This window comes from Candidatus Palauibacter polyketidifaciens (genome assembly GCF_947581785.1).
In the GTDB taxonomy this organism is placed as follows: domain Bacteria; phylum Gemmatimonadota; class Gemmatimonadetes; order Palauibacterales; family Palauibacteraceae; genus Palauibacter; species Palauibacter polyketidifaciens.
Genome location: NZ_CANPVO010000015.1, coordinates 95070 through 117261 on the forward strand (window position 1 = coordinate 95070; position 22192 = coordinate 117261).

General features: G+C 70.5%; 9 protein-coding genes. 2 read left to right on the forward strand and 7 right to left on the reverse strand.

Features of this window, described 5'->3' with window-relative positions:
- Positions 1-242 precede the first annotated feature (242 nt).
- Both RN729_RS04045 and uvrA read right to left on the reverse strand, forming a co-directional pair.
- Complete coding sequence (locus tag RN729_RS04045) at positions 243-3635, reverse strand: Ig-like domain-containing protein (RefSeq protein WP_310782399.1); 3393 nt, start codon at positions 3633-3635, stop codon at positions 243-245.
- Between the two features lie 605 nt (positions 3636-4240).
- Positions 4241-7162 carry an excinuclease ABC subunit UvrA gene (uvrA, locus tag RN729_RS04050; protein ID WP_310782400.1) on the reverse strand — a complete coding sequence of 974 codons (2922 nt, stop codon included), beginning with the start codon at positions 7160-7162 and terminating at the stop codon, positions 4241-4243.
- Between the two features lie 274 nt (positions 7163-7436).
- On the opposite strand from uvrA, the gene RN729_RS04055 reads away from it, so the two are divergent.
- Complete coding sequence (locus tag RN729_RS04055) at positions 7437-8009, forward strand: hypothetical protein (RefSeq protein WP_310782401.1); 573 nt, start codon at positions 7437-7439, stop codon at positions 8007-8009.
- A gap of 16 nt (positions 8010-8025) precedes the next feature.
- On the opposite strand, the gene RN729_RS04060 is transcribed toward RN729_RS04055, so the two are convergent.
- From RN729_RS04060 to RN729_RS04070, 3 genes are read right to left on the reverse strand one after another with little or no spacing between them, the layout of a single operon-like run.
- Positions 8026-10062 carry an Ig-like domain-containing protein gene (locus RN729_RS04060; RefSeq protein ID WP_310782402.1) on the reverse strand — a complete coding sequence of 679 codons (2037 nt, stop codon included), beginning with the start codon at positions 10060-10062 and terminating at the stop codon, positions 8026-8028.
- A gap of 20 nt (positions 10063-10082) precedes the next feature.
- Complete coding sequence (locus RN729_RS04065) at positions 10083-11519, reverse strand: sodium:solute symporter (RefSeq protein ID WP_310782595.1); 1437 nt, start codon at positions 11517-11519, stop codon at positions 10083-10085.
- A complete protein-coding gene (locus RN729_RS04070) occupies positions 11516-14770 on the reverse strand; it encodes a glycoside hydrolase family 3 N-terminal domain-containing protein (RefSeq protein ID WP_310782403.1) in 3255 nt (1084 codons plus the stop codon). The genes RN729_RS04065 and RN729_RS04070 overlap by 4 nt, the downstream gene beginning before the upstream one ends.
- Before the next feature lie 121 nt (positions 14771-14891).
- Between RN729_RS04070 and RN729_RS04075 the strand changes: the two genes are divergently transcribed.
- Positions 14892-16280, forward strand: coding sequence for a DUF1343 domain-containing protein (locus RN729_RS04075; protein WP_310782404.1), 1389 nt, complete (start codon positions 14892-14894; stop codon positions 16278-16280).
- Positions 16281-16335: 55 nt separating this feature from the next.
- On the opposite strand, the gene RN729_RS04080 is transcribed toward RN729_RS04075, so the two are convergent.
- Both RN729_RS04080 and RN729_RS04085 read right to left on the reverse strand, forming a co-directional pair.
- Positions 16336-17262 carry a diacylglycerol kinase family lipid kinase gene (locus RN729_RS04080; protein ID WP_310782405.1) on the reverse strand — a complete coding sequence of 309 codons (927 nt, stop codon included), beginning with the start codon at positions 17260-17262 and terminating at the stop codon, positions 16336-16338.
- Positions 17263-17281: 19 nt separating this feature from the next.
- Positions 17282-22081, reverse strand: coding sequence for a translocation/assembly module TamB domain-containing protein (locus RN729_RS04085; protein WP_310782406.1), 4800 nt, complete (start codon positions 22079-22081; stop codon positions 17282-17284).
- Positions 22082-22192 lie beyond the last annotated feature (111 nt).

Sequence of the window (22192 nt, forward strand, 5' to 3'; positions counted from 1 at the left end):
CGACAGCGGCGACTCCGATCAGAAGGCGTATCCTCGCCGACGCGCGCGGGTGGCTGTCGCGGAGATGGGTGCTGAGGCGATCGCGCTGTGTCGAGTCCGGGGTCCACTCACGGTCATGCATCGTGTTCTCACCATGAAGGGGCGGGATGGAGTGTGTCTAGGAAAAGAGAGGGGCCCGGCGCAGGCGCCGGGCCCCTCTCCAACTTCGACCGGTACTGACGCCGCTTTCGCGGCTCCGGCGGTTACGAGTCGTCGTTGTCGGTGATCGCCAGCTTGACGCTACCGAAGGTGTACGCCTTGGCTCCGATAGTGACGTTGGCGGCCGTGAACTCGATCGTCTCGCCATCGTCGTCGTCGGCGTCATCCAAGATCGTCACCGTCGTGGTCGCCGTACCGACCGTTCCTCCCGCATCGATCCTAAGCTCCACGGGGGTCGTGGCCGTGTAGTCGGTGTCCGCAACAGCCCCATCAGCACCGGCAATCGCTACCGAGGCGGTGACGATCCCGCTCACCGCGCTCTTCGCCGTGGCCGTGATCGTGAGGGTTACAGCACCGTCACCCTCAGCCGCGGCGGACTGACTCAGCGACAGCTGAATGTCCGGATCGTCGTCGATGATCATGATCTCCGCCGGCGCGTAGTACACCGCGGCGGGAGCGCTTCCGCTGACGTTTACCGAGATCGAATCGTTCTGCTCGTCCTGGTTGCCGTCATCGGTGGCATCCACTTCGACGGTGTCCGTCACCGACGTCATACCGGCAGGGATCGTCATGTCGATCGCAGTGATGGCCGTGAAATCATCCGCGGTCGCAGCCCCGCCAGCAGTGAACTGCACGCTGATTGGGCTGGCGTTGGGGGCCCCCGTCAAGGTCACCGCCACCTTCACGGCATCGTCATCCTCGCGCACCGACGGCGTATTCACGGAGATCGCGTAGTCGTCGTCCATCACGCGCACCGCGAAGTCGGTGTCGTCAAAGCCCGTCGCCTTATGGGTCAGGCTGTGCATCTCGGACATGATGTTCAGGTCGTGCGCGTTGGTGACTGCCACCGAGACCGTATCCGTCGCCGACGCGAACTCCAGCGTGCCGCCGCCGGACTCCGCCGCCGTCACGGTCGCCGGGCCATCGATCATCAGCGCGAGCGGGTACGTCGCACTCGACGGCGCATCCTTCAGCGTGACGTGGTAGACGTTATCGGTCGTCGCGCCCTCGCCCACGCTCAGCGAATCGGCAGCCGTCGCCGTCGCTGGATCCGCGTCGTCCGTTCGCGTCTGGAACTCGAACGTCGGACCCGGAGGTGGCGGTGCCGGACCTTCCGGCCACTGCACGCTGAACTGGCCGACATCGTACAGCGCGCCGTTGCCGTCGCCCCGGCCGTCGCTATCCGTGGCCGAGTCTTCGACATCGAGGAGGAAGCAGTACGTCTCGGGACCGGCGCCCGTACCCGTGGGCCTCCGGATCGTGAACGACTCATCGAACTCGATCGAGTTCGTGTCGTTCTCGAGATCCCGCTTGTTGCGGGCCACGCGACCCGTCCGGCCCTGCGAGAGCGTATCGCCGGATGCGCAGGCGTCGCCGGCTGCCGCGATCTTCCGGATGCTCAGCTCCGCTTTCTGGATCACGGAACCGTCGGAGATGACGCCGCCGACGGTCGCGAGCACGGAGGGCGAATTGGTGAAGCCGATGTCCGACTGGCTCTTGCTCACCACGAACTCCGGATCCTTCGTGTCGCGCACGAAGGTGAAGCTCGTCACCCCGTAGTTGGCGGGCGATGAGCCGTCCGGAACCGCGACGGACACCGTGTGCCTGCCGTCCTCACCGGCCGAAGCGCCCACCCGCGAGGTGCGGCCGACATGCGTCGGAATCATGACCAGTCCGTCGCTCTCCGACACGAAGCTGTCGCCGATCCAGTAGGCGCGGCTACGGCTGGAACCGGCCCAGGCGAGGATTCCGGCGGCATTGACGCCGGTGCCCGCTTCGCCCGTCTCGAGATCGGGATCCTCGACTTCGAACGTGAGCATGGAGCCGCCCTTCAGCACCAGCACCTCGTCGGGCTCCTGATCGTCGATCACGGGACTCCCTCGGTCGACGCCGAAGTGCCCGGCCGTCTGGATCCGAACCGTGCTCATGCTCCTCGAGTTCCCCAGCGGGTCGGTCAGAGACTGCAGCTCGGCGGTGTAGCAATCCACGCCGCCATCGTCGCTCAGCTCTCCGGCGACCGCATCGTCCTCGGGGATGTCGCCGACCACGTTGGCGTCGTCGACCACGGCCACGAACGGCGTGCCCGCGCCCGCCCGGCCGCCGTCAACGTTGGCCCCGACGGAGCAGTCACCGACCGCGATGACCTGGGTGTTGTTTCCTCTCGCACCACCGGAACCCATTTCAGTGACGTTGGAGACGGAGACGCTCTGCGCCCGGCCGCTCTTCACGTCGGAGTAGTATGTCCCCGCGACGACGGCTGCACCGCCGATCTGCACTTCGGATGGCGCGTCTGCGCCACCGAGCCGCGGCGAAGCGAAGTCGAAGTAGACCGGGCCGATCTTGGTCAGGTCGTTCTCCATGTCGCCCGGCATGAACTTGTCCGTGATGTCGAGCCCGTCGGGATCGCTGATCGTGCCGTCCTGGATGATCCAGTGCCCGCCGTGACCGTCCATTGCCCGGTCCTCGGTGAGGGCGTTCTGGCTCGACAGAACCGTCCACGTGAACGGCGCTTCGCTGTCCGTGCGACGTGCGCCGTTGTACTCGCCGTAGCGCCCCGTCCGGTGGGTCCGGAAGGACAGGTTGTCACCGTACGAGCCGTCGCCCTTCATCGTGTCCGTCATGCCACGCAGGCCGATCGCACCAACCATCGTCCCATCGAAGGCCACCGGACACACGTCGAACGTGTTCAAGTTGTCGTCGCTGGAAGGACCGCCGTAGTACGTCACGCCCGAAACGACGAGCGACGTGCCACCGGGATTGTGATCGATCATCACGTAGTTGGAGTTCTTCAACGTGATCATCTGGGTGGCGAGGGCCTCGCGTGTCGACCCGTCGGACGTCGTGATCCGCGCGCCGAGTTCGTGCACTCCGTTGGCAAACCGGGGATCGAGCTGCATGCCCATGCACTCGCCGGCCACCTGGTCGGTGTCGAAGAAGCACTCGATCTCGACCGAGCTGCCGGAGTCGGCAACACCCGGCACCACGCCGGTCGGTGCGGCGGCATCGCTCGAAGCGCCGCGACAGGAGATGACCTCGTCGCCCAGCATGAGGTCGACGCCCGTCACCGTCTCGTCGTTGTACTGCACGTCGAGAAGGACGGAGATGTCGCCGGCCACGTTGCTCGGGTCGACCGAAGTGTTGCGGTCGCCGACTTCCCGCAGACCGAAGATCGTCACGGTCGCTTGCTGGACCCCCTCGTCCTCGTCCTTGACCTCAACGCCGAACGCCTGCGCCGCGGAGGCGCCGTCCGGGTCGCTGGCCGTCACTGTCACAACCGCGTTACCCACGGCCACAGCCGTGACCGTCGCGACCGTGCCCTCCATGGAGACCGTCGCCACGTCGGAGTTCGAGCTTGACGCGGCGTAGGTCAGTGCGTCGCCATCGTCGTCGCGGAAGTAGCCGGCCACGTCCTGCGTGACCGTACCACCCACGACCACCGAGTGCGCCGGGATCGTCCCCTGCGGCGCCGGAGCCTGGTTAACAGGCGGAGGCGGCGGAGGCGGCGGCGGAGGCGGCGGTGGAGGCGGAGGCGGCGGTGGAATTACCGGCGCCGGAATGGGCGGAATGTCCGGAAACGGCGGCGTGACGACCTCGACGGTGTCACCGCAAGCGCCGATGGTCAGGACCGCCCCGACCGTCAACAGCCTTTTGGTACCCTTTTTCATTCTTCACTCCTCCTAGGATGGAGTCCTTCGGGTGTATGGCTGACTCGATCGATCAACATACCACCGTTAACCAACGATGCACCACACCCCAGCCCGTGAAATCGGGCTGAACATACCAACGGCCTTGCAGGGTGGCAAGAGCGCCGGAAGCCGCAAAAACACCTTGTTTTCGTCGATGTTTCCTTCGGTCGAGCAAGTCCGTGAACCCATCACTTCGGATCACGTTTTTTCGGGGGGATCGAGGCAGGCCCCTCCACACTCTCCACCACCCAGTCCCCCGCGTAACCTGGAGTATCGCACCGATTCGCACCTGCCGTCAAGTTTTCCGCCAAGTGTTGCTGCGCCGGACCGCGCGCTGATACGGGGCCCTACACCGATCATATGGCCAGGGTTCCGCTCGACTTCGGGGTCGATTCCCGGCTCGATTCGGGCAGGAGCGAGGCGAGGTGGCGGCCGGTGTGGCTGCCCGGGGTCGCGGCCACGAGTTCCGGGGGGCCCTCCGCGACGACGAGGCCGCCGCCCGCCCCTCCCTCCGGTCCCATGTCGATGACCCAGTCCGCCGTCTTCACGACGTCCATGTGGTGCTCGATGACGATGATCGTGTTGCCGCGGTCGGCGAGCCGGTGGAGGACGCGGAGGAGGAGGCGCACGTCCTCGAAGTGGAGGCCGGTGGTGGGCTCGTCGAGGATGTAGATGGTGCGGCCGGTGCTCGTCTTCGCGAGTTCGGTGGCGAGCTTCACGCGCTGGGCCTCGCCGCCGGACAGCGTGGTGGCGGGCTGGCCCAGCGTCACGTAGCCGAGGCCGACGTCGGAGAGGGTGCCCAGGCGGCGCTTCACGGACGGCACGGCGTCGAAGAATTCGAGCGCCTCGTCCACGCTCATCGCGAGCACGTCGGCGATGCTCCGCCCGCGGTAGAGGACCTCGAGCGTCTCCCGGTTGTAGCGGCGCCCCCGGCAGATGTCGCAGGGGACGTACACGTCGGGCAGGAAGTGCATCTCGATCTTCACGAGGCCGTCGCCGCGGCAGGGTTCGCAGCGCCCGCCCTTCACGTTGAAGCTGAACCGCCCGGGCGCGTAGCCGCGGATGTTCGACTCGGGCAGGCGGGCGAAGAGTTCGCGGATGGGGGTGAAGAGGCCGGTGTAGGTGGCCGGGTTCGAGCGCGGGGTGCGGCCGATGGGGCTCTGGTCGACGTCGATGACCTTGTCGAAGAGGTCGATGCCCTCGATCGCGTCGTGGGCGCCGGGGACGAGCTTGGAGCGGTAGATCTCGCGCGCGAGGCGGCGGTAGAGGATCTGCTCGACGAGGGTGGACTTGCCGGAGCCGGACACGCCGGTGACGCAGATGAAGGTGCCGAGCGGAAACTCGACGTCGATCGCCCGCAGGTTGTGCTCGCGGGCGCCGCGCACGACGAGGCGGCCGCCTTCCGGCGGGCGGCGGCGTTCGGGGACGGCGATTTCGCGCTCGCCGCGCAGGTAGGCGGCGGTGAGGGAGCGGTCGTCGGCCAGGAGCCGGTCGATGTCGCCGGAGACGACGACTTCCCCGCCCTCGCGCCCGGCCCCGGGCCCCATGTCGACGATGTGGTCGGCGCGACGGATGGTGAGTTCGTCGTGCTCGACGACGAGAACGGTGTTTCCGAGGTCGCGCAGGGCGCCGAGCGTCTGCAGGAGCTTGCGGTTGTCGCGCGGGTGGAGGCCGATGCTGGGTTCGTCGAGGACGTAGAGGACGCCGACGAGGCGGCTACCGATCTGGGTGGCGAGGCGGATGCGCTGGGCCTCGCCGCCGGAGAGGGTGCCGGCCGAACGCGCGAGGGTGAGGTAGCCGAGGCCGACGTGGTCGAGGAATTCGAGGCGCTCGACGACTTCCTTGAGGATGGGGACGCGGATCTCGGCCGCCTGGCCGCCGGCTTCACGGGCTTCGGCGAGCCAGCCGCCGAGGAGGGGGCGGAGTTCGGCCACGGATTGCGCGGTGAGCGCGGGGAGGGAGAGTCCCTCGAGGGTCACGGCCCGGCTCTCGGGGCGCAGGCGGCCGCCGTCGCAGGCGAGACAGGTGGAGAGCGTCATGTACTCCTCGAGCGCGAGGCGCACGCGCTCGCTCGTCGTGTCGTGGTAGCGGCGCAGGGTGGCGGCGACGGCTCCTTCCCATCCCACGTCGGTGTCGCCGTAGAGGATCGCCTCCTGCTGGTCGGCGTCGAGGTCGCCCCAGACGGTGTTGAGGTCGAAGTCGAGCTTGCGCGCGAGGCGGGCGAGGGCGTGGCGGCGGCCGCTCCAGCTCGGGGTCCCCAGGGGGAGGAGGACGCCCTCGAGGATGGAGATCTGGTCTCCGCCCACGATGAGGTCGGCGTTGGGGACGCGCTGATGGCCGAGGCCGTCGCACTCCTGGCAGGCGCCGAAGGGGGAGTTGAAGGAGAACTGCCGGGGCTCGAGTTCGGGCATGCCGAGGCCGCAGCCGGGACAGGCGTAGCGCTCGCTGAAGAGGTGGATGCCGTCTTCGTCGCCCCCGGCATCTCCGTTCTCCAGGGCGACCTCGGCGACGCCGTCGGCCATGCGGAGGGCGGTGGCCACAGAGTCCGAGAGGCGCTCGCGGTCGGAGGCGCGCACGACGAGCCGGTCGACGACGACGGAGATGTCGTGGTTCCGACGCCGGTTAAGGAGGGGTGGGTCGGAGAGGTCGACGAGTTCGCCGTCCACGCGGGCGCGCACGAAGCCGTCGCTGAGCGTGCGCTCGAAGAGGTCGCGGAACTCGCCCTTGCGGCCTCTTACGAGGGGGGCGCGGACTTCGATGCGGGCGCCGGCGGGCCAGCCGAGGATCTGCTGCGCGATCTCCGACGGGGACTGGGGGCGCACGGGGCGGCCGCACGAGGGACAGTGGGGGGTGCCGGCGCGGGCCCACAGGAGCCGGAGGTAGTCGTAGATCTCGGTGACGGTGCCGACGGTGGAGCGCGGGTTGCCGCCGGCGGTGCGCTGCTCGATCGCGATGGCGGGCGAGAGTCCCTCGATGACGTCGACGTCGGGCTTCTCCATGACGCCGAGGAACTGCCGGGCGTAGGCGGAGAGGGATTCGACGTAGCGGCGCTGCCCCTCCGCGTAGATGGTGTCGAAGGCGAGCGAGGACTTGCCGGAGCCGGAGAGGCCGGTGACGACGATGAGCCGGTCGCGCGGCAGTTCGACGTCGACGTCGCGGAGGTTGTGCTCCCGCGCCCCCCGCACGATGAGAGCGCCGCCGCCGTCGGCCGCGTCGGCGCCATTGGCCCCGGTCCGGTCGGCGCCGGTCGGGTTCGAGTTTTCCCTGGTTTCTTCCATAGCCGGGGATCGTAGACGCGCCCGGCGCTCCCGCGCCAGCTTCACGCCGCGTCGCGCGCCTGCCGGTCCGGTTCGCGCCCGGCCGAACCACGCGCGCGGGGGCCCGGCCGGCTAGGTTGATGTGGCGGGCGGTCGCAGGCGGCGGGCTGCGGAGCCCGTCTTGATACCCCGTTGATGGCGCCGGGCAAGGTTATGGCGTCACGCAGATCCGGGGACGACGGGAGGGACGTTGTTGATCCGCAGATTCACACGTAACGACCGCGATGCGGCCCTGGTGGCCGCGGTCGTGCAGGCGCTCGAGCCACGCTTCGAGGGCATCGAGAACCGCCTGGACGTCATGGATGGCCGCTTCGAAGCCATCGAAGGCCGTCTGGACGCCATGGACCGCCGCTTCGAAGCCATCGAAGGCCGTCTGGACGCCATGGACCGCCGCTTCGCGTCGATAGACCACCGCTTCGAGGCCATCGATAACCGCTTTGGGGCGATGGACGTGAAGTGGGAACGCCGGTTCGTCGCTCTCACCGACGAGATGTCCAAACTGCGGGTTGGCTACGCCGATGTCCGCGAACACGTCGCCCGGCTGCATGAGAACGTCAACGCGCGAATGGATGGGTTCGACGCGCGACTCGACACAATGGGCGCGGATATCGACGCGCGATTCGACGCGATGCGCCAGGACATCGACGCGCGATTCGATACGATGCGTCAGGACATCGACGCGCGATTCGACACGATGCGTCAGGACATCGCCGCGCGATTCGACACGATGCGCCAGGAGATCGCCGCGCAGTTCGCGACCCTCTCCGAGACCGTGGTGCACGGGTTCAGCCGGCCGGAGCCCGCCTGACGCAGGCGCTGTCCCCTTACCTGGGGATCACGCGGGTGATGCGGCCGTTGGGGTCGACGAAGATCAGGGGGCCTCTCCAGATGTCGTCTCCGTAGGGGATTCTCGGGGCCCCCTCGAGGGCGCGGGCGAGGGCCGCGTCGGGCAGGCGGTAGGGGTCGGCGAGCGTCGCGTCGACTTCGTAGCCGAGATCCGCGAGCGACTGGATGGTGATCGCGCTCAGCGGTTCGGCCACCCCGAGGCGCTGGTACGGCGTCATGAGTTCCGGCGCGAGGACAGTGTCCCTCCAATGGCTGTTGCGCGATCCCTGACCGCCCATGTTCTCCACGGGCACCTTGGCGCCGCCGTAGCTCGTGCCGCCCGCCTCGTCGAACGCCGCGATGGTCAGCGGGCCCGCGAAGTGGGTGTCCGGCGCCGACGTTGCCGAGGCGGGGTTCCGGAGCAGGTCGAGACGCCGCCACACAAGGCCGATGCCGAGCACATGACCCATCTCGTGAAGGATCACTTCCTGCAGGTCTGCGGCCCCGAGCCGTCCGAGGTCGGCGGCGTCCATCTCGATCCGGCCATAGAGGGGCAACGATGACGCGACTCGGAGCCAGCAGGGCCCGGCGCGTCCCAGGGTGCCGAGCGGACCGTCGATTTCGACCACCGCTACGACGATCATCAGGTCGTCGATCGTCTCCACGTAGCGCTCGAATCTCGGATCGCCGCCGCAGCCCAGCGTCCGGTCCATCCGCGCGTCGGGCAGGTCCGTCGGCGCCAGGATCTCCATCCATCGCTCCGCCGCCCGGCGGAACGCGGCCTCCTGCGCCGCGGTCATCGACGTCGCGAACACGAGTTCGATGTCGAAGGGAGTCGCGGGGCGGACGACGGTGACGTCGAACGATGTGGCGGCGGCGGCTTCCTCCGGGTCGGTCGCGGTCACCGTGACCGTCGCGACGCCGCTGGCGACGGCGCGGATCGTCAGCGTATCGGCGGAGATCGTGACCTCCGCGAGGGGACTGGAGGAGGTCGCCGTGTAGGTGAGCGGGTCGCCGTCCGGGTCCCGGAAGTGAGTGGACGCATCCACGGATGCGGTCTCGCCCTCGAGCAGCGTACGGGCCGGGATCGGGTTCAGGACTTCGGGCTCGCGGTTGGGCACCGTGACCTCGAAGCGCTGCTCGGCGGTCAGTCCCCCTCCGTCGGTCGCCGTCACCGTGACCGTCGCCACACCCTTCGCGAGCGCCGTGACCGTCACCGTATCGCCCGAGACGGTGACGGCGGCGACCGCGCTGTCCGACGAGGCCGCCGCGTACGTGAGGGCGTCTCCGTCCGGGTCCCGGAAGAACGGGGACACGGCCGCGGGCTCCGTCTCGCCCACGGTGATCGTCCGCGGCGGGAGCGTCCCAACGGCCTCCGGCTCGCGGTTCGGCACCGTGACCTCGAAGCGCTGCTCCGCCCCGGCGCCGTCCGGATCGCTGGCGGTGACCGTGACGGTCGCGACGCCGGCGGCGACCGCGCGGATCGTCAGCGTGGCCTCGGAGACCGTGACGGTCACGACCTCGGGGCTCGAAGAGGTCGCCGTGTAGGTGAGCGCGTCGCCGTCCGGGTCCCGGAAGTGGGCGGAGGCGTCCACGGTGGCCGTCTCGCCCGTGAACAGCGTTCGGGCGGGAATCGTGTCCCCGACCGCGGGCGCCCGGTTCGGCACCGTGACCTCGAACAGTTGCTGGGCGAGGAGACCCTGCGGATCGCGTGCGGTCACCGTGATCGTGGCGACGCCCCGGGCGACGGCCGTGACCGTGACGGCGCTGCCGGATACCGAAACGCCGACGACGTCCGCGTTCGATGACTCCGCGGTGTAGGAGAGCGCGTCACCGTCGGGGTCGCGGAAGTGGGCCGACACGTCCACCGTCGCCGTGTCTCCGACGGGGAGCGTCCGCGCGGGGATCGTCCCCACCGCCTCCGGCGCGCGGTTCGGCGCGGGGACGGGCGCCATGACGTCCGGCTCCCCATCGCCGCAGGCGGCGGCCCACACGAGAGCGGCCACCGCGAGCGCGCGGACGCCCCGCGATCTCACTCTCGGCCCCACTCCCGGTCTCACTCCGGCGCGGGCGAACCGCGGCGGGAGCCGGCGAGGAGGCCGACCGTCACCGTGATCGCGGTGCCGATGAGGACGAACCAGGGCCAGGCGACCGCGGCCCGCGCCCCAATCCATATCGCGGTGACGGACCCGATCCCGACGGCGATCCCGAGACGGGCCGAGCGGCTCGTGGCCCGGCGCGAGAAGCGGGCGAGCGCGAACGCCCCCAGCAGCCCGCCGTAGACGAGCGACGCGATCCCGAGCGACACCTCCACGGCGGTGCTCTCCTCGCTCAGGGGGATGAACCCGATCGCCGCCGCCACGAGCAGCACGGTCCACAGCACGGCCGCGATCCTCCCCACGCGCAGGATCCGCCGCTCGTCCGCCTCCGGACGGGCCGCCGCCCAGAAGTCGTACGCCGCCGTCGATGATAGCGCGTTGATCGAACTGGACAGCGTAGACATGGCGGCCGCGAACACGCCCGCGATGAGGAGTCCGCGGACGCCCGCGGGGAGCGCTTCAACGATGAATCCCGCGAAGATCTCGTCGGCCCGGACGAAGGCGGCTCCGTCGTACCACGCCCAGAGGCCCAAGCCAACGAAGAGGAAGAGGGTGAACTGGAAGAGGACGGCGAAGCCGCTGCCGACGAGGGCGCGGCGGCTCGCGGCGAGGTCGCGGCAGGCGAGGAGGCGCTGGACGATGAGCTGGTCCGCGCCGTGGGAACCCATGGAGAGGAAGGCGCCGCCGAGCAGTCCGGCCCACAGCGTGTAGGGTCGCCCGAAGTCGAGCGCGGGGTCGATGACGGTGAGCTTCCCGGCGTCGCCGGCGCGGGCGAGGATCTCGGGCCAGCCGCCGGGCACGGCGCCGCCGAGGACGACGAGGGCGATGAGCCCGCCGGCCAGGTAGAGCGCCATCTGCGAGGCGTCCACCCAGACGACCGCGCGGATTCCGCCGATGAAGGTATAGATGAAGGTGACGGCCCCGATCACGAGCACGGAGGTGATGAGCGGCCACCCTGTCACGAGGGTGAGCGGAATCGCCGTCGCAAAGAGGCGCACTGAATCGGCGAGGAGGCGCGTGATCATGAAGATGCCGGAGGTCAGCCGCCGGGTCTCCGTCCCGAAGCGGGCCTCGAGCAACTCGTAGGCCGTCCGCAGACGCCCCTCGCGATAGGCAGGCAGGAGCCAGGAGGCGACGGCGATCCGCCCGAGCACGTACCCCGCCGCGATCTGCACGAAGGCGAGCGATCCGCCGTACGCGATGCCGGGGATCGAGAGGAAGGTGAGCGTGCTCGTCTCCGTCGCCACGACGGAAAGGAGGACGACGACCCACGGCAGGTCGCGCCGGCCCAGGAAATACTCCTCTCCCCCGCGCGCGCCCTTCCCGAGCCACGCCCCCCAGGCCGTGATCCCGCCGAGGTAGACGACGAGGATCGCGAGGTCGAGAGAGGTCAGCGGTCGCGCACCCGGAGCGTCGGACCGCCCGCGTCGCCCGGGTCGCCGGGATCGCCCGGGTCGCCGCGATCGCGGGGCCGCACCGGCTGGTCGCGGATCGAGGTCGCGACGGCATCGTGGACCGCGCGGCGCAACGCGATGTGCTTGCGGTTGTCCCGGGTCGGGTTCACGCGGTTCGTGAGCAGGACGACGAAGAGGTCCAGTTCCGGGTCCACCCAGAAGCTCGTGCCCGTGAAGCCGGTGTGCCCGAAGGCGTCTTCACCGAAGTAGTCTCCCGCCGACGAGCGTCCGGAGGGGGTGTCCCAGCCCAGCGCCCGGCTCGAGGCGGTGGCGGCCCGCGCCGTGAACCGGGCGATGGTCGCCGGCGAGGGCGAGTCGAGGCGGGCGGAGAAGGAACGGGTATCCGGCCCCGGCGGGGGGCGCCCGGCGACGGGGAGACCTCGGCCTTCGCGCGCGGCGGCGAGGATCCAGGCGGCGAACTTCGCGAGGTCCCGGGCCGACGAGAAGAGTCCCGCGTGTCCCGCCACGCCATGCAGTGCGTGGGCGTTCTCGTCGTGTACCTCCCCGTGGACGTGCCGGTGCCGGTAGACGGTGTCCACTTCGGTCGGAGCCGTGCGGCGGTGCAGCGAGCGGGGCGGATCAAACCACGTCTCCCTCATCCCCAGCGGACGGAAGACGGATTCGTTGAGGTAGTAGTCGAGGGGCTGTCCCGTGACTTCCTCTATCAGGAAACCGAGCGTCATGAACCCGATGTCGGAATAGACCGTCGTCTCGCCGTCGTCCCCCGGCTCGTAGTCGGGTTCGAGGGCGGCGAAGGCCTCGCGGTACTCCTCCTCCCCTCGGAGAGTGCGCCAGAATGGCAGGAAGGGCGGCAGGCCGCCCTGGTGCGTCAACAGGTGGCGGACGGTGACGTCGCGCTTCCACCCCTGGGACCACTCCGGCAGGTGCTCGGCGATGCGGGTGTCGAGGGAGAGATCGCCACGGTCGATGAGCTGCATCACGCCCGTCGTCGTCGCGACGACCTTCGTGAGGGACGCGAGGTCGTACAGGCTCGAATCCGTGGCGGCGGCCCCGGAGGGCAGCGTGGCGGAGGAGGCCCAATCGAGGTTGCCGTAGCCGCGCAGCCGGACGACCCGGTCCCCCCGTCCCGCGGCGAGGACCGCGCCGGGCGCCGCGCCGTCCGCGATCGCCGCCTCGATGATCCGGTCCACGCGGGCGAGGGCATCCCCGTCCATCCCCAGCGCCGCTGCCGACTCGACTCCGGCCTCGGCTCCGGCGTCGACTCCCGCTTGGACTCCCTCTTCCGCGCTTCCTCCAATGACCAGGCCATCGCCCAGGTCGTGACGGGGCGGAAGCGAGATCGGGAGGCGGCCGGAGATCGGCGCGCCGAGGAGGGCGAGGGCGGCGGCTTCCTGGGAGGCGTCCGCCCCGCCCCACGCGATGAGGTAGGTCTCCGCGTCCGGCACCGAGGTGAGCAGGTAGGGGCTCCCGAAGGAGACGAGCACGGCGGTTCGGCCGGCGTCGTGGAGGCGGTCGAAGAAGCTTCGGACCTCGTCCGGGAGGTCGGTGGAATCGCTGGCGGCGCCGGGCCGGACGTAGGCGGAGAAGATCACGGCGTCGACGGAGCGGGCGCGCCGGAGGAGCGAGTCGTAGACGGCGGGGTGGGTGTCGAACCCGATCCGGGCGCGGCGGACGCGGACGGCGCGGCCAAGTTCGCGATTGAAGACGCGTCCCGCGGCGAGGTCGTTCGTCCCGGCGAAGGTCACGGACAGGACGGAGCGCACGGCGCGCGATTCGATGCGGTCGAGGGGCACGGCGCCGGCCTCGTTGCGCACGAGCGTGATGGAGCGTGCGGCGGCCCCGCGGGCGAAGGATTCGTGCCCCTGGGTGCCGACGAGCCGGGCGATGGCCTCGGGGTCGACGTCGGCGCCCTCGTGCAGGCGGGCACGCGCCTTCAACTCCAGCACGCGCCGGGCGGAGGCGTCGATGCGCTCGGCGGTGAGGCGGCCGGAGCGGACGGCGCCGACGACGGCCGCGATGGCCCGCAGCGGCTCGCGCGGCATGAGGAGGACGTCGCTCCCCGCCTCCAGCGAACGGATCGCGGCTTCGCTGGCGCCGTAGCCGTCGGCGATGGCGGCCATGTCGAGGGCGTCGGTGAAGAGGACGCCGTCGAAGCCGAGGTCGTCGCGCAGCATGTCCGTCATGAAGTACGGGGAGAGCGTCGCGGGCGGGGCGCCGGCGCCGAGGATGCCGGGGGCCGCGACGTGGGCCGTCATCACCGCGTCGACGCCCTCCGCGATCGCGTGGCGGAAGGGGACGAGTTCGAGGCTGTCGAGGCGGGCGCGGTCGCCGGGAATGACCGGGAGGGCGACGTGGGAGTCCGTCCCGGTGTCTCCGTGGCCGGGGAAGTGCTTGGCGGTGGCGAGGAGGCCGGCGTCGTGCGCGCCCCGGATGAATGCCGCGCCGAGCGCCGCCACGCGCTCGGGATCCTCCCCGAAGGAGCGCGTGTTGATGATGGGATTGGCGGGGTTGTTGTTGACGTCGAGCACGGGAGAAAAGGTGATGTGGACGCCGAGGGCGCGCGCCTCGATGCCGGTGATCCGGCCCGCGGAGTAGGCGTCGTCCTCGTCGTCCGCCGCGCCGAGCGCCATCGCGGGGGGGAGGACGGTCGCGCCGGGCATCTCAAGCATGTTCGGCAGCGCGAATACGCCGCTCACGCGGAACCCGGCGCCGGACTCGAAATCCGCGCCGACGAGGAGGGGGACGTCGGCGGAGGCCTGGAGTCGGTTGAGTCGCGCGGCGTACCCCAGGGGGGTCCCGAGCGAGATCACGATCCCGCCGATCGCGTCGTCGCGCACGAGGGATTCGATGCGCGTGAACTCCTCGTCGTCGCGGGGGGCGTAGCCGCCGCTCATCCACACCATCACGAGCTGCGCGACCCGCTCCCGGAGGCTGAGGCCGGCGAGCGTCTCCTCCACCCAGGCTCGCGCGTCGGCGGAGAGCGCCGGCTCGACCGGACGAGTGCCGGGGGAAGCGGTGGCAGCCGGGCCGGCAGCGGCGGCGGTAGCAGCGGAGGCGTCGGCGGCGCTGGAGCGGGCGGTGGCGGAAGCGTCGGTGGCGGCAGGCACGGAGGCGGCGGGGCCTGCGGCGACCGGGCCGGAAGCGGCGGGACCGGCGGAGGAGCGGCAGGCGAAGGAGCCCGCGGCCAGGAGCGTGACCAGCCCGAGAGCCAGGACCGTCCGCGCCGGCACAACCGCCCTCCCCCGCCCGTCCCGCTTTCGGGGGCCGCTCCACGTCTCTAATCTCCGCACCATGTCGACCTCCACCCGCCCCGCGTCTCGCGCTCGCTGCCCCGAACCTACGCGGCACGAGGTGAATCCGCTCGCCGGTTTCCTCCCCCTTCTTCTCCCCCGTCATCCGCTTCTCCATCCCCTTCTTCATCCCCTTCTCTTCGTCGTCCTCCCGATCGCCCTCCTCATTGCCGCGTGCGGGGGGGCGGAGCGCGGGCCAGAGGGGGGATCGGGAGCCGGCGAGGCGGTGGGGGGATCGGCGGCGGCGGATGCGCCCGCAGCGACCGTGCGACCCGGGATCGACGTCCTGCTCGCGGACTCCTCCCATCTCATCGACGGGTGGCGGGTGGGGCTGATCACGAACCGGAGCGGCGTTGGGCGCGATGGCACGAGTTCCATCGACCTCCTGCACGGCTACGCGGAGGCGGAACTCACTGCGCTCTTCGCCCCGGAGCACGGGATCCGGGGGACGGAAGCGGAGGGATCGGCGATCGGCGACGGGACGGATGAAGGGACGGGGCTGCCGATCTACTCGCTCTACGGAGAGACGCGGGCGCCCACGGCGGACATGCTGGCCTCGATCGACGTGCTCGCGTTCGATATCCAGGACATCGGCTCGCGCTACTACACCTACGTATCGACGATGGCGCTCGCGATGGCGGCGGCGGGGCGCGCGGGCATCCCCATGATCGTCCTCGATCGCCCGAATCCCATCGGAGGCCTCACGCAGGGTCCCGTGCTGGACCCCGCCTTCGCGACCTTCGTCGGCATGTACCCGGTGCCCGTGCGTCACGGACTCTCGGCGGGAGAACTCGCGCGCCTGTATCGGGGGGCGTTCGGCGTGGAGGTGGAACTGCACGTCGTCCCGGCCGCAGGGTGGTCCGCGGACCGCTGGTTCGATGAGACGAGCCTTCCCTGGATCGCGCCGTCGCTGAACATGCCTTCGCTGGAGAGCGCCACGCACTATGCCGGCACCTGCCTGTTCGAGGGGACGAACCTCTCCGTGGGGCGCGGGACGCCGACCGCGTTTCAGGTGCTGGGGGCGCCGTGGCTGGACGGGGAAGCCTGGGTGGCGGAGATCCGGGCCGTGGCAGGCGCGTCAGACGTGGCCGGCGTGGCGGGCGCCGTGCGCCTGCCGGGAGTCGAGATCCGGGCGGTCACCTTCACGCCGGAATCGCCGAGCGACGGGAGGTTCGGGGGCGAGGAGATCGACGGGATCCGTCTCACGGTCACGGATCGGTCGGCCTACGATCCGGTGCGGACCGCGGTGGCCGCGCTCCTCGCCGCTCGTCGGCTCTCCGGCGACGCGTGGGAGTGGAGGGTGCGGCACTTCGACCGTCTCGCAGGCTCGGACGGCCTCCGGCTCGCCATCGACCGCGGGGCCCCGCTCGACGAGATCACTTCGGAATGGGCAGCCGGCGTCGCCGCCTTCGAGGCCCTCCGCCGCCCGTACCTGCTCTACCCCCGCTAGAGGAGCTCATGGGGCGGGACTCCGGGGGCCCAGACGTTCCCGCGGGAACGCGGGGCTACCTGGGGACGATGATGCGGGCAGCCAGCGGTGAGACCTTCGCCTCCATCGGAGTCTCGCCCCGTGGGTCGCCGTCGATTTCTATCGCGACGGGCGGGTCGGCCTCGATCCGGACGCTGCGGGCCTGGAAGTAGATGATCTTGTCGTCCCCCGAGAACCGGTTTCGCGTGACGCGCCAGATGATGCGGGCAACCTCCGGGAGGTTGCTGGGGGCGTAGATGCACACGTCGATGAGGCCGTCCTGGAAGGAGGCCCCGGGCGCCATCCGGAACTCCACGGGCAGGGGGCCGGCCCCGAGTTGGCCCGCGTTCGCGACGAGCACCATCGACGCCTTCACCTCCACCTCCTGGTCATCGGCGGTGATCCGGAAGTCGGCGCCGGGGCGGTTGATGACGTTTTTGAGCCCGCTGTAGATGTAGGCGCCGAAGCCGAGGCGGCTCTTGAGTTCGGTGGTGGCGTCGGCCATGACCTGCGCGTCGAGGCCCGCGCCGGCCATGAGCGCAAACGTCTCTCCGTTTGCTTCCGCGAGGTCGATCTTCGTCACCCTTCCCTCGACCGCGACCCGCACGCTGTCCTCCAGCGACGTGGGAATGTCGAAGTTGAGGGCGAGCTGGTTGGCGGTGCCGAAGGGGACGATCGCGACGGGCACGGACGTTCCGGCGACGCCGCGAAGCGCCACGCTCACGGTGCCGTCGCCTCCCGCGGCGACGATGGCCCGGTATCCTCGCTCCGCCGCCCTGCGGGTGACGTCCAAACCTGCCTCGGAATTCTCGGCCTCGACGATGTCGAAGGGGACGCCCCGCGCGGCGAAGGCGCCGCCCAGCCGCCGGCGCAGCGTCTCGGGCTCTGCGGTGCGGCCGCCCGCGCCGGGGTTGAGGAGCACGAGGAATCGCTCCGAATCGGGATAGAGGTGCGCGCCGGACATGGACGGAAACTAGGGGCCGCTACCGCGAACCGCTGCCGGAGCCGGACCCGCTGCCCGAGCCGGAGCCGGAGCCGGAGCCGGAGCCGGACTCGTCGGAGTCGCTGTCGGAGCTGGAACCTTCGCCGAACTCCCACTCACGGAAGAGGAAGAGGCTGTAGGTCCGGTCGTTGGCGACGTTCGTGCCGACGCTGAGACCGAACAGCCTCTCGTCGAATCGGCTCGCGGTGCCGGCTTCGACGGACCATCCGGGAAGGAACGCCCAGTCCAGGGCCGCCCTCGGAGGCCCGCCACCCAGCGGCTGCCAGTAGGAGAGGAAGAGCGCGTTGCTCGCGTACCATCCGACTTCCAGCGCCGTGCGCTCGAACAGGCTCCGGTTCGCCGCGAGTCCTCCGGCGCCCCGTCCGGCAGCGACGGACGTCAGGTTGAAGTAGGGGATGCCGGTCGCTCCCCCGAGCGCGGACGTGAGCCCGGAACTCAGCGGACCCAGCAGCGTCTGCTGCAGGAGCCGCTGTCCCAACTGCGGATCGGCGGAGCGGTAGCACGGCGTACCCACCGCGAGCAGGCAGTGCTGATCGGTGTCGCTCATGGGCGGGTTGCTCGTCAGGAGGACCTCCGGCGCGATCGCGGTGCCGGTGATCCGGGCCTCGACGAACACGGGGCCATCGATGGTCCGGTCCCGGTACTCGGCGGTGATGTCGATGATCGGATTGAAGCCGGCGTCCCCCGCGAACTGCAGGCTCCCCTCGGTGATCCGGAGCGGCCGGACGTACGGCGGCACGCGGTTGAAGAAGTAGATCCCCCCGGGTATCTCGGCGCTTCCGCTGATGTGGAGCGAATCGAGGCGGCGGTCCATGCGGACGGAAATCCCCTCCCCCACGACCTCGGCATCGAGGCGCGCCGACCGCAGTGAGAGGCCGGAGCCGAGGTCGACGTTCGCGTTCAGGACGAGGTTGTCGAGGAACGGGTTCCGGAACTGCTCGAGCACGCCTTCCGCGGAGGCGCCGAGGAAATTGAACACTTCCATCTCGCCGGGATTGAAGACCTCGAGTCCACGGAGGAATTCGTCCTGCTCCAGGTATCCGTCGGAGAGGACGACGTCGCCGCTCACCCAGGGTCTGGCGTAGGCGCTGTCGAGGCGCGCCCGGCCGCTCACGGCGAACGCCATGTCGTTGCGCACGATGCCGTGGAACTCGTCCGCGTCGAAGTTCAGGGCGAAGACCGGGTTGGTGATCCGGGCGATGTCCACGGTGCCGCGCGCCCGCAGCGAACCGCCGAGATCCGACCCCACGTGGGCGGAATCGACGAAGGCGAGCGAGGAGCCCCGGAAGGCGATCCGGGCGCCGGTGTCGGTGAGCCAGACGCCGAGGTCCGGGACCCAGCCCCGCCCGTCCACGAGCCGCAGGGCGCCGTCGTAGCGGAGGGCGCCGGGGGCGCCGCGAATCGTGAGGTCGGTCTCGGCGACGCCGGTCACCTCCTCGAAGCTCCCCAGCACGAGTTCGACGAGCGCCAGCGGGAGGCGGTCTCCGGTCAGGTCGAGGTCGAACGGGTCGTCGAGGAGCCGGCGTTCCACCGGGAGGATCGCGAGGTCCGTCGCCACGGTGCCGCCGAGCCGTCCCAGGAGGGCGCCGCCATCGACGAGGTCGATCTCCCCTCCGAGTTCGCGGGCGGCATAGTCGACCCGCGCGTTCAGCGCCTCGTAGGCCTGGTGCTGAAGGGAGGGATCGAGGACCTCGAATTCTGCCGTCACGACGGGTTCCGCCAGCGTTCCCGTCGCCCTCACGGACCCTCCGAAGGTGCCACCGAGGATCGGTTGCTCCGAGAGCAGGTAGCCGAACTGGTCCACGCGCACGCCGAAGATCTCGACGTCGAGCGACCCCTCGCCGGCGGCGGGGATGAGGCCGTCGGCGCGAAGCCTGCCGAGTTGACCGTTCAGGTAGAGGCCCTCGACGAGCAGCGCCGAGTCGGAGTAGACGAGTCGGGCGGGCGTCACGAGCGCGGATTCGAGCTTGCCGAGACGGAGGCGGAGATCCGTCAGGCCTGCGCTCCACAGGTCGCCGCCCACCACGACGCCCCGGCCGGAGACTTCGAGGCTGGAGTCGCGCTGGGCGTAGAATTCGGCGTCCAGCGCGTCGGCGCCGGGCTCGCCGGCGCCCGAGCGGGCGAGCAGCACGAAGAGCGAATCCACCCGTCGCCCGGCCAGTTCAACGTTCGTCGCCGTGAACCGGGACCGCAGGTCGCCGAGCCGCGGAGGGTCGAACAGTTCGACGCGGGCCGAGAAGTCGCCGGCGCGGTAGCTCCGGAAGCGCGCGTCCGAGGCCTCGATGGCGGCGTCGAGCGTGAAGTCTCCCCAGCGCCCCGTGGCGGTGCCGCGCGTCTCCAGCCGGCCTTCCAGTCCCTCCGTCGGTTCGCGGGTTCGCCGGGTCCGGCCCAGCAACTCCTCGATACTCTCGAACAGCGCTTCGCCGGCCTCGGCCTCCGCGCCGCCCGGAATCTCATCCACGAACCAGCGGTCCCAGTCGGAAAGATCGGAAGCTTCCGCCTCGAAGGCGATCTGTCCGCTCCGGCCCTCCGCGAGCCCGAAGTCGCCCAAAGCCGAGAGAGTCCCGACATCGGAGGCGAGGAAGGCGCTGTCGATCGTCGCCACGCCGTCGGCCACCCGCAGCCGCACGCGACTGTCGAAGATCTCGGCCTGGTCCACCTGGGAGGCGAGGACTTCGAGGTCGAACGCCGCCTCGAGCGTCGCGGGATCGATCCCTTCTCCCCGCACGCGCCCCCGAACGGCGAGTCTCGACGCCGGGGCGCCCTCGATCCACTGGTCCAGCGACAGGTCCGTCCCCTCGATCTCCGTGTCGTAGCGCAGTTCCTCGGAGGCGAGATCGAAGTCGCCATTCAGGGTGAGTCGGCCGCGTGCCGATTCGAGGTCCGCCTCGAGGGCCAGCGCCTCGAGACTCCCGCGCGCCCGAATGGGACCGGTCACCGAGCCCGCCAGTTCGATTCCGGAAGTCCATGGGCGCAGCAGCGTGAGAGCGAGCGGGTTCGCGTCGACCGCCGCATCGATCTGCGACTCGGCGAGGTTCAGGAACCCGGAGCCGGAGAAGCGGGAGCGGTCGCCGGCCGGCGTCAGGTGCTCGACGGCGCCCTCGAAGGCGACGCCGGTGTCCTGTTCGCGGTCGAGGGTGAGCGTCCCGTCGAAGCGTCCGTCGACCCCCAGATCCAGGTCGATGAGACGGGTCCAGCGAGACTCGAAGGCGTCGACCTCCACGCCGAGGCGGCGGAGGCTCAGGAACTCCTCGCCGATACCGACGCCGCCCCGCGCCTGGAGGCGGGACGGCGGCGTGTCCGGGTCGGGGTCGTGCAGGATGAGATCGGCGACGATCGTCAGGTCATCGACGTAGCCCGAGCCGCGCAGCGTGCCGCGGATCGTCCCCGGCACCGTCTCCGCCATCGTCGCGGGCGGCCGGGGGGCCGCCGAGCCGGGCGCGTCGTCGGCCGCCGGGCCGGGGGCTGCGACGGGCGCCGGGGCGGGGGCAACAGGGCCGGGCACGGAGTCGCCTCGGAGGAGGGGGGCCAGGTGCGCGAGATCGAAGGGAGCCAGCGTGACGCCGATCCGGCTGAACCTGGGACGCGGCTCGAGGGCGAGGGCGAACCCGCCGGTCATGCGGGTCTCGCCCGTCCGGAAATCTCCGTTCGTGACGTCCACGACCGTGTTTCCGCCGCGGCCGCTGAGGCCGATGGACATGGGGCCGCCGCCGGTCTCGGGCAGGTCGATGGGCAGCCAGCGGAGGTCTCGGACATCGATCGGCTCGGTTTCGAGCGCGAACTCGAAATCGAGGCCGTTCGCGGCCATCCACCCCTCCCCGCGGATGACCGACTGATCCGTCTCGAATCTCTCCAGCTCCAGGAGGGCCGTGTCTCCGATCGTCAGGCTCATCCGCACGCTCGAGAATTCCAGCGGCTGGTTCACCGCGAGCAGCGTGCCGGCCGCCTCCTCGACCTCGACCATGAACGGAGCTTCGGGGTCCGTCACCCGCGCGACCGGGAACCGGCCGCGGAGGTTCGTCAGTTCGAACACGCGCTCGAACTCGCCGTCCGGCGTCTCCTCCAGCGCCCAGGGCGACTCCCCCGCCCGCGCCTCGAGCAGCGCCTCCGCCTTCGCGGCTCCTGTCAGCGTTTCCGTCCACGGCGCACGGATCTCGATGCGGCCGGAAGCGACGGTCGCGTCGTGCAGGAGGATGCCGAGTTCGGCGTTGGACGCCCGGGTCGCCGCGGGCCCCGCGTCCGCCGCCGGATCCGGGCCCTGGTCCTGACCCCTCGACGGGGCGAAGGAGAGGAAGGCCGGGAGGAGCGAGGCCGCCGCCATGGCCGTCGATTCGGCCGCGGGGTCCGGCGGCGGGGGCGCCGGCCGCGGCGGCCGCGCCGACGGCTCCGACTGTGCCGGCGACTCGGGCCGCGGGGGCACCTCGAAGACGCGGTCGTAGTTCCAGCGGCCGTCCGGATACTGCCGGAGACGGAGATCCATACCGCGGGCGTGGAGCCGGTTCACATCGAGTTGTCCCCGCAGGAGCGCCACCGGGTCGTATTCCATCGTGACGGTGTCGAGCGCCAGAAACAGCCCCTCGTCCGCATCGATGATCTCGAAGCGGGAGACGGTGAGGTCGCTGAGGAGATTGCCGGAGATCGCGTGGCCGATGCGCACTTCCCCGTTCACGCTGCGGGCAATGGCGTCCTCGAGCAGGGAAAGCGCGGCGTCCCGGCCCCTGGCGGTCTGCGTCATCACGATGAAGACCCCCAACACCAGCAGGCTCGCGATGACGGCCACCGGCAGGACGATCCGGCGTCGGCGCCGGGGCGGCTCGGCCCCCGACCCGCCGGACTCGGACTCAGACCCGGCGGATCGGGACGTGGAATCCGGCGCGGAGGCGGACGCGGG

Bases quoted from the DNA above. Each gene is read 5' to 3' on its own strand.
- uvrA (WP_310782400.1), bottom strand. From the start codon at position 7,162: ATGGAAGAAACCAGGGAAAACTCGAACCCGACCGGCGCCGACCGGACC.
- RN729_RS04080 (WP_310782405.1), bottom strand. From the start codon at position 17,262: ATGTCCGGCGCGCACCTCTATCCCGATTCGGAGCGATTCCTCGTGCTC.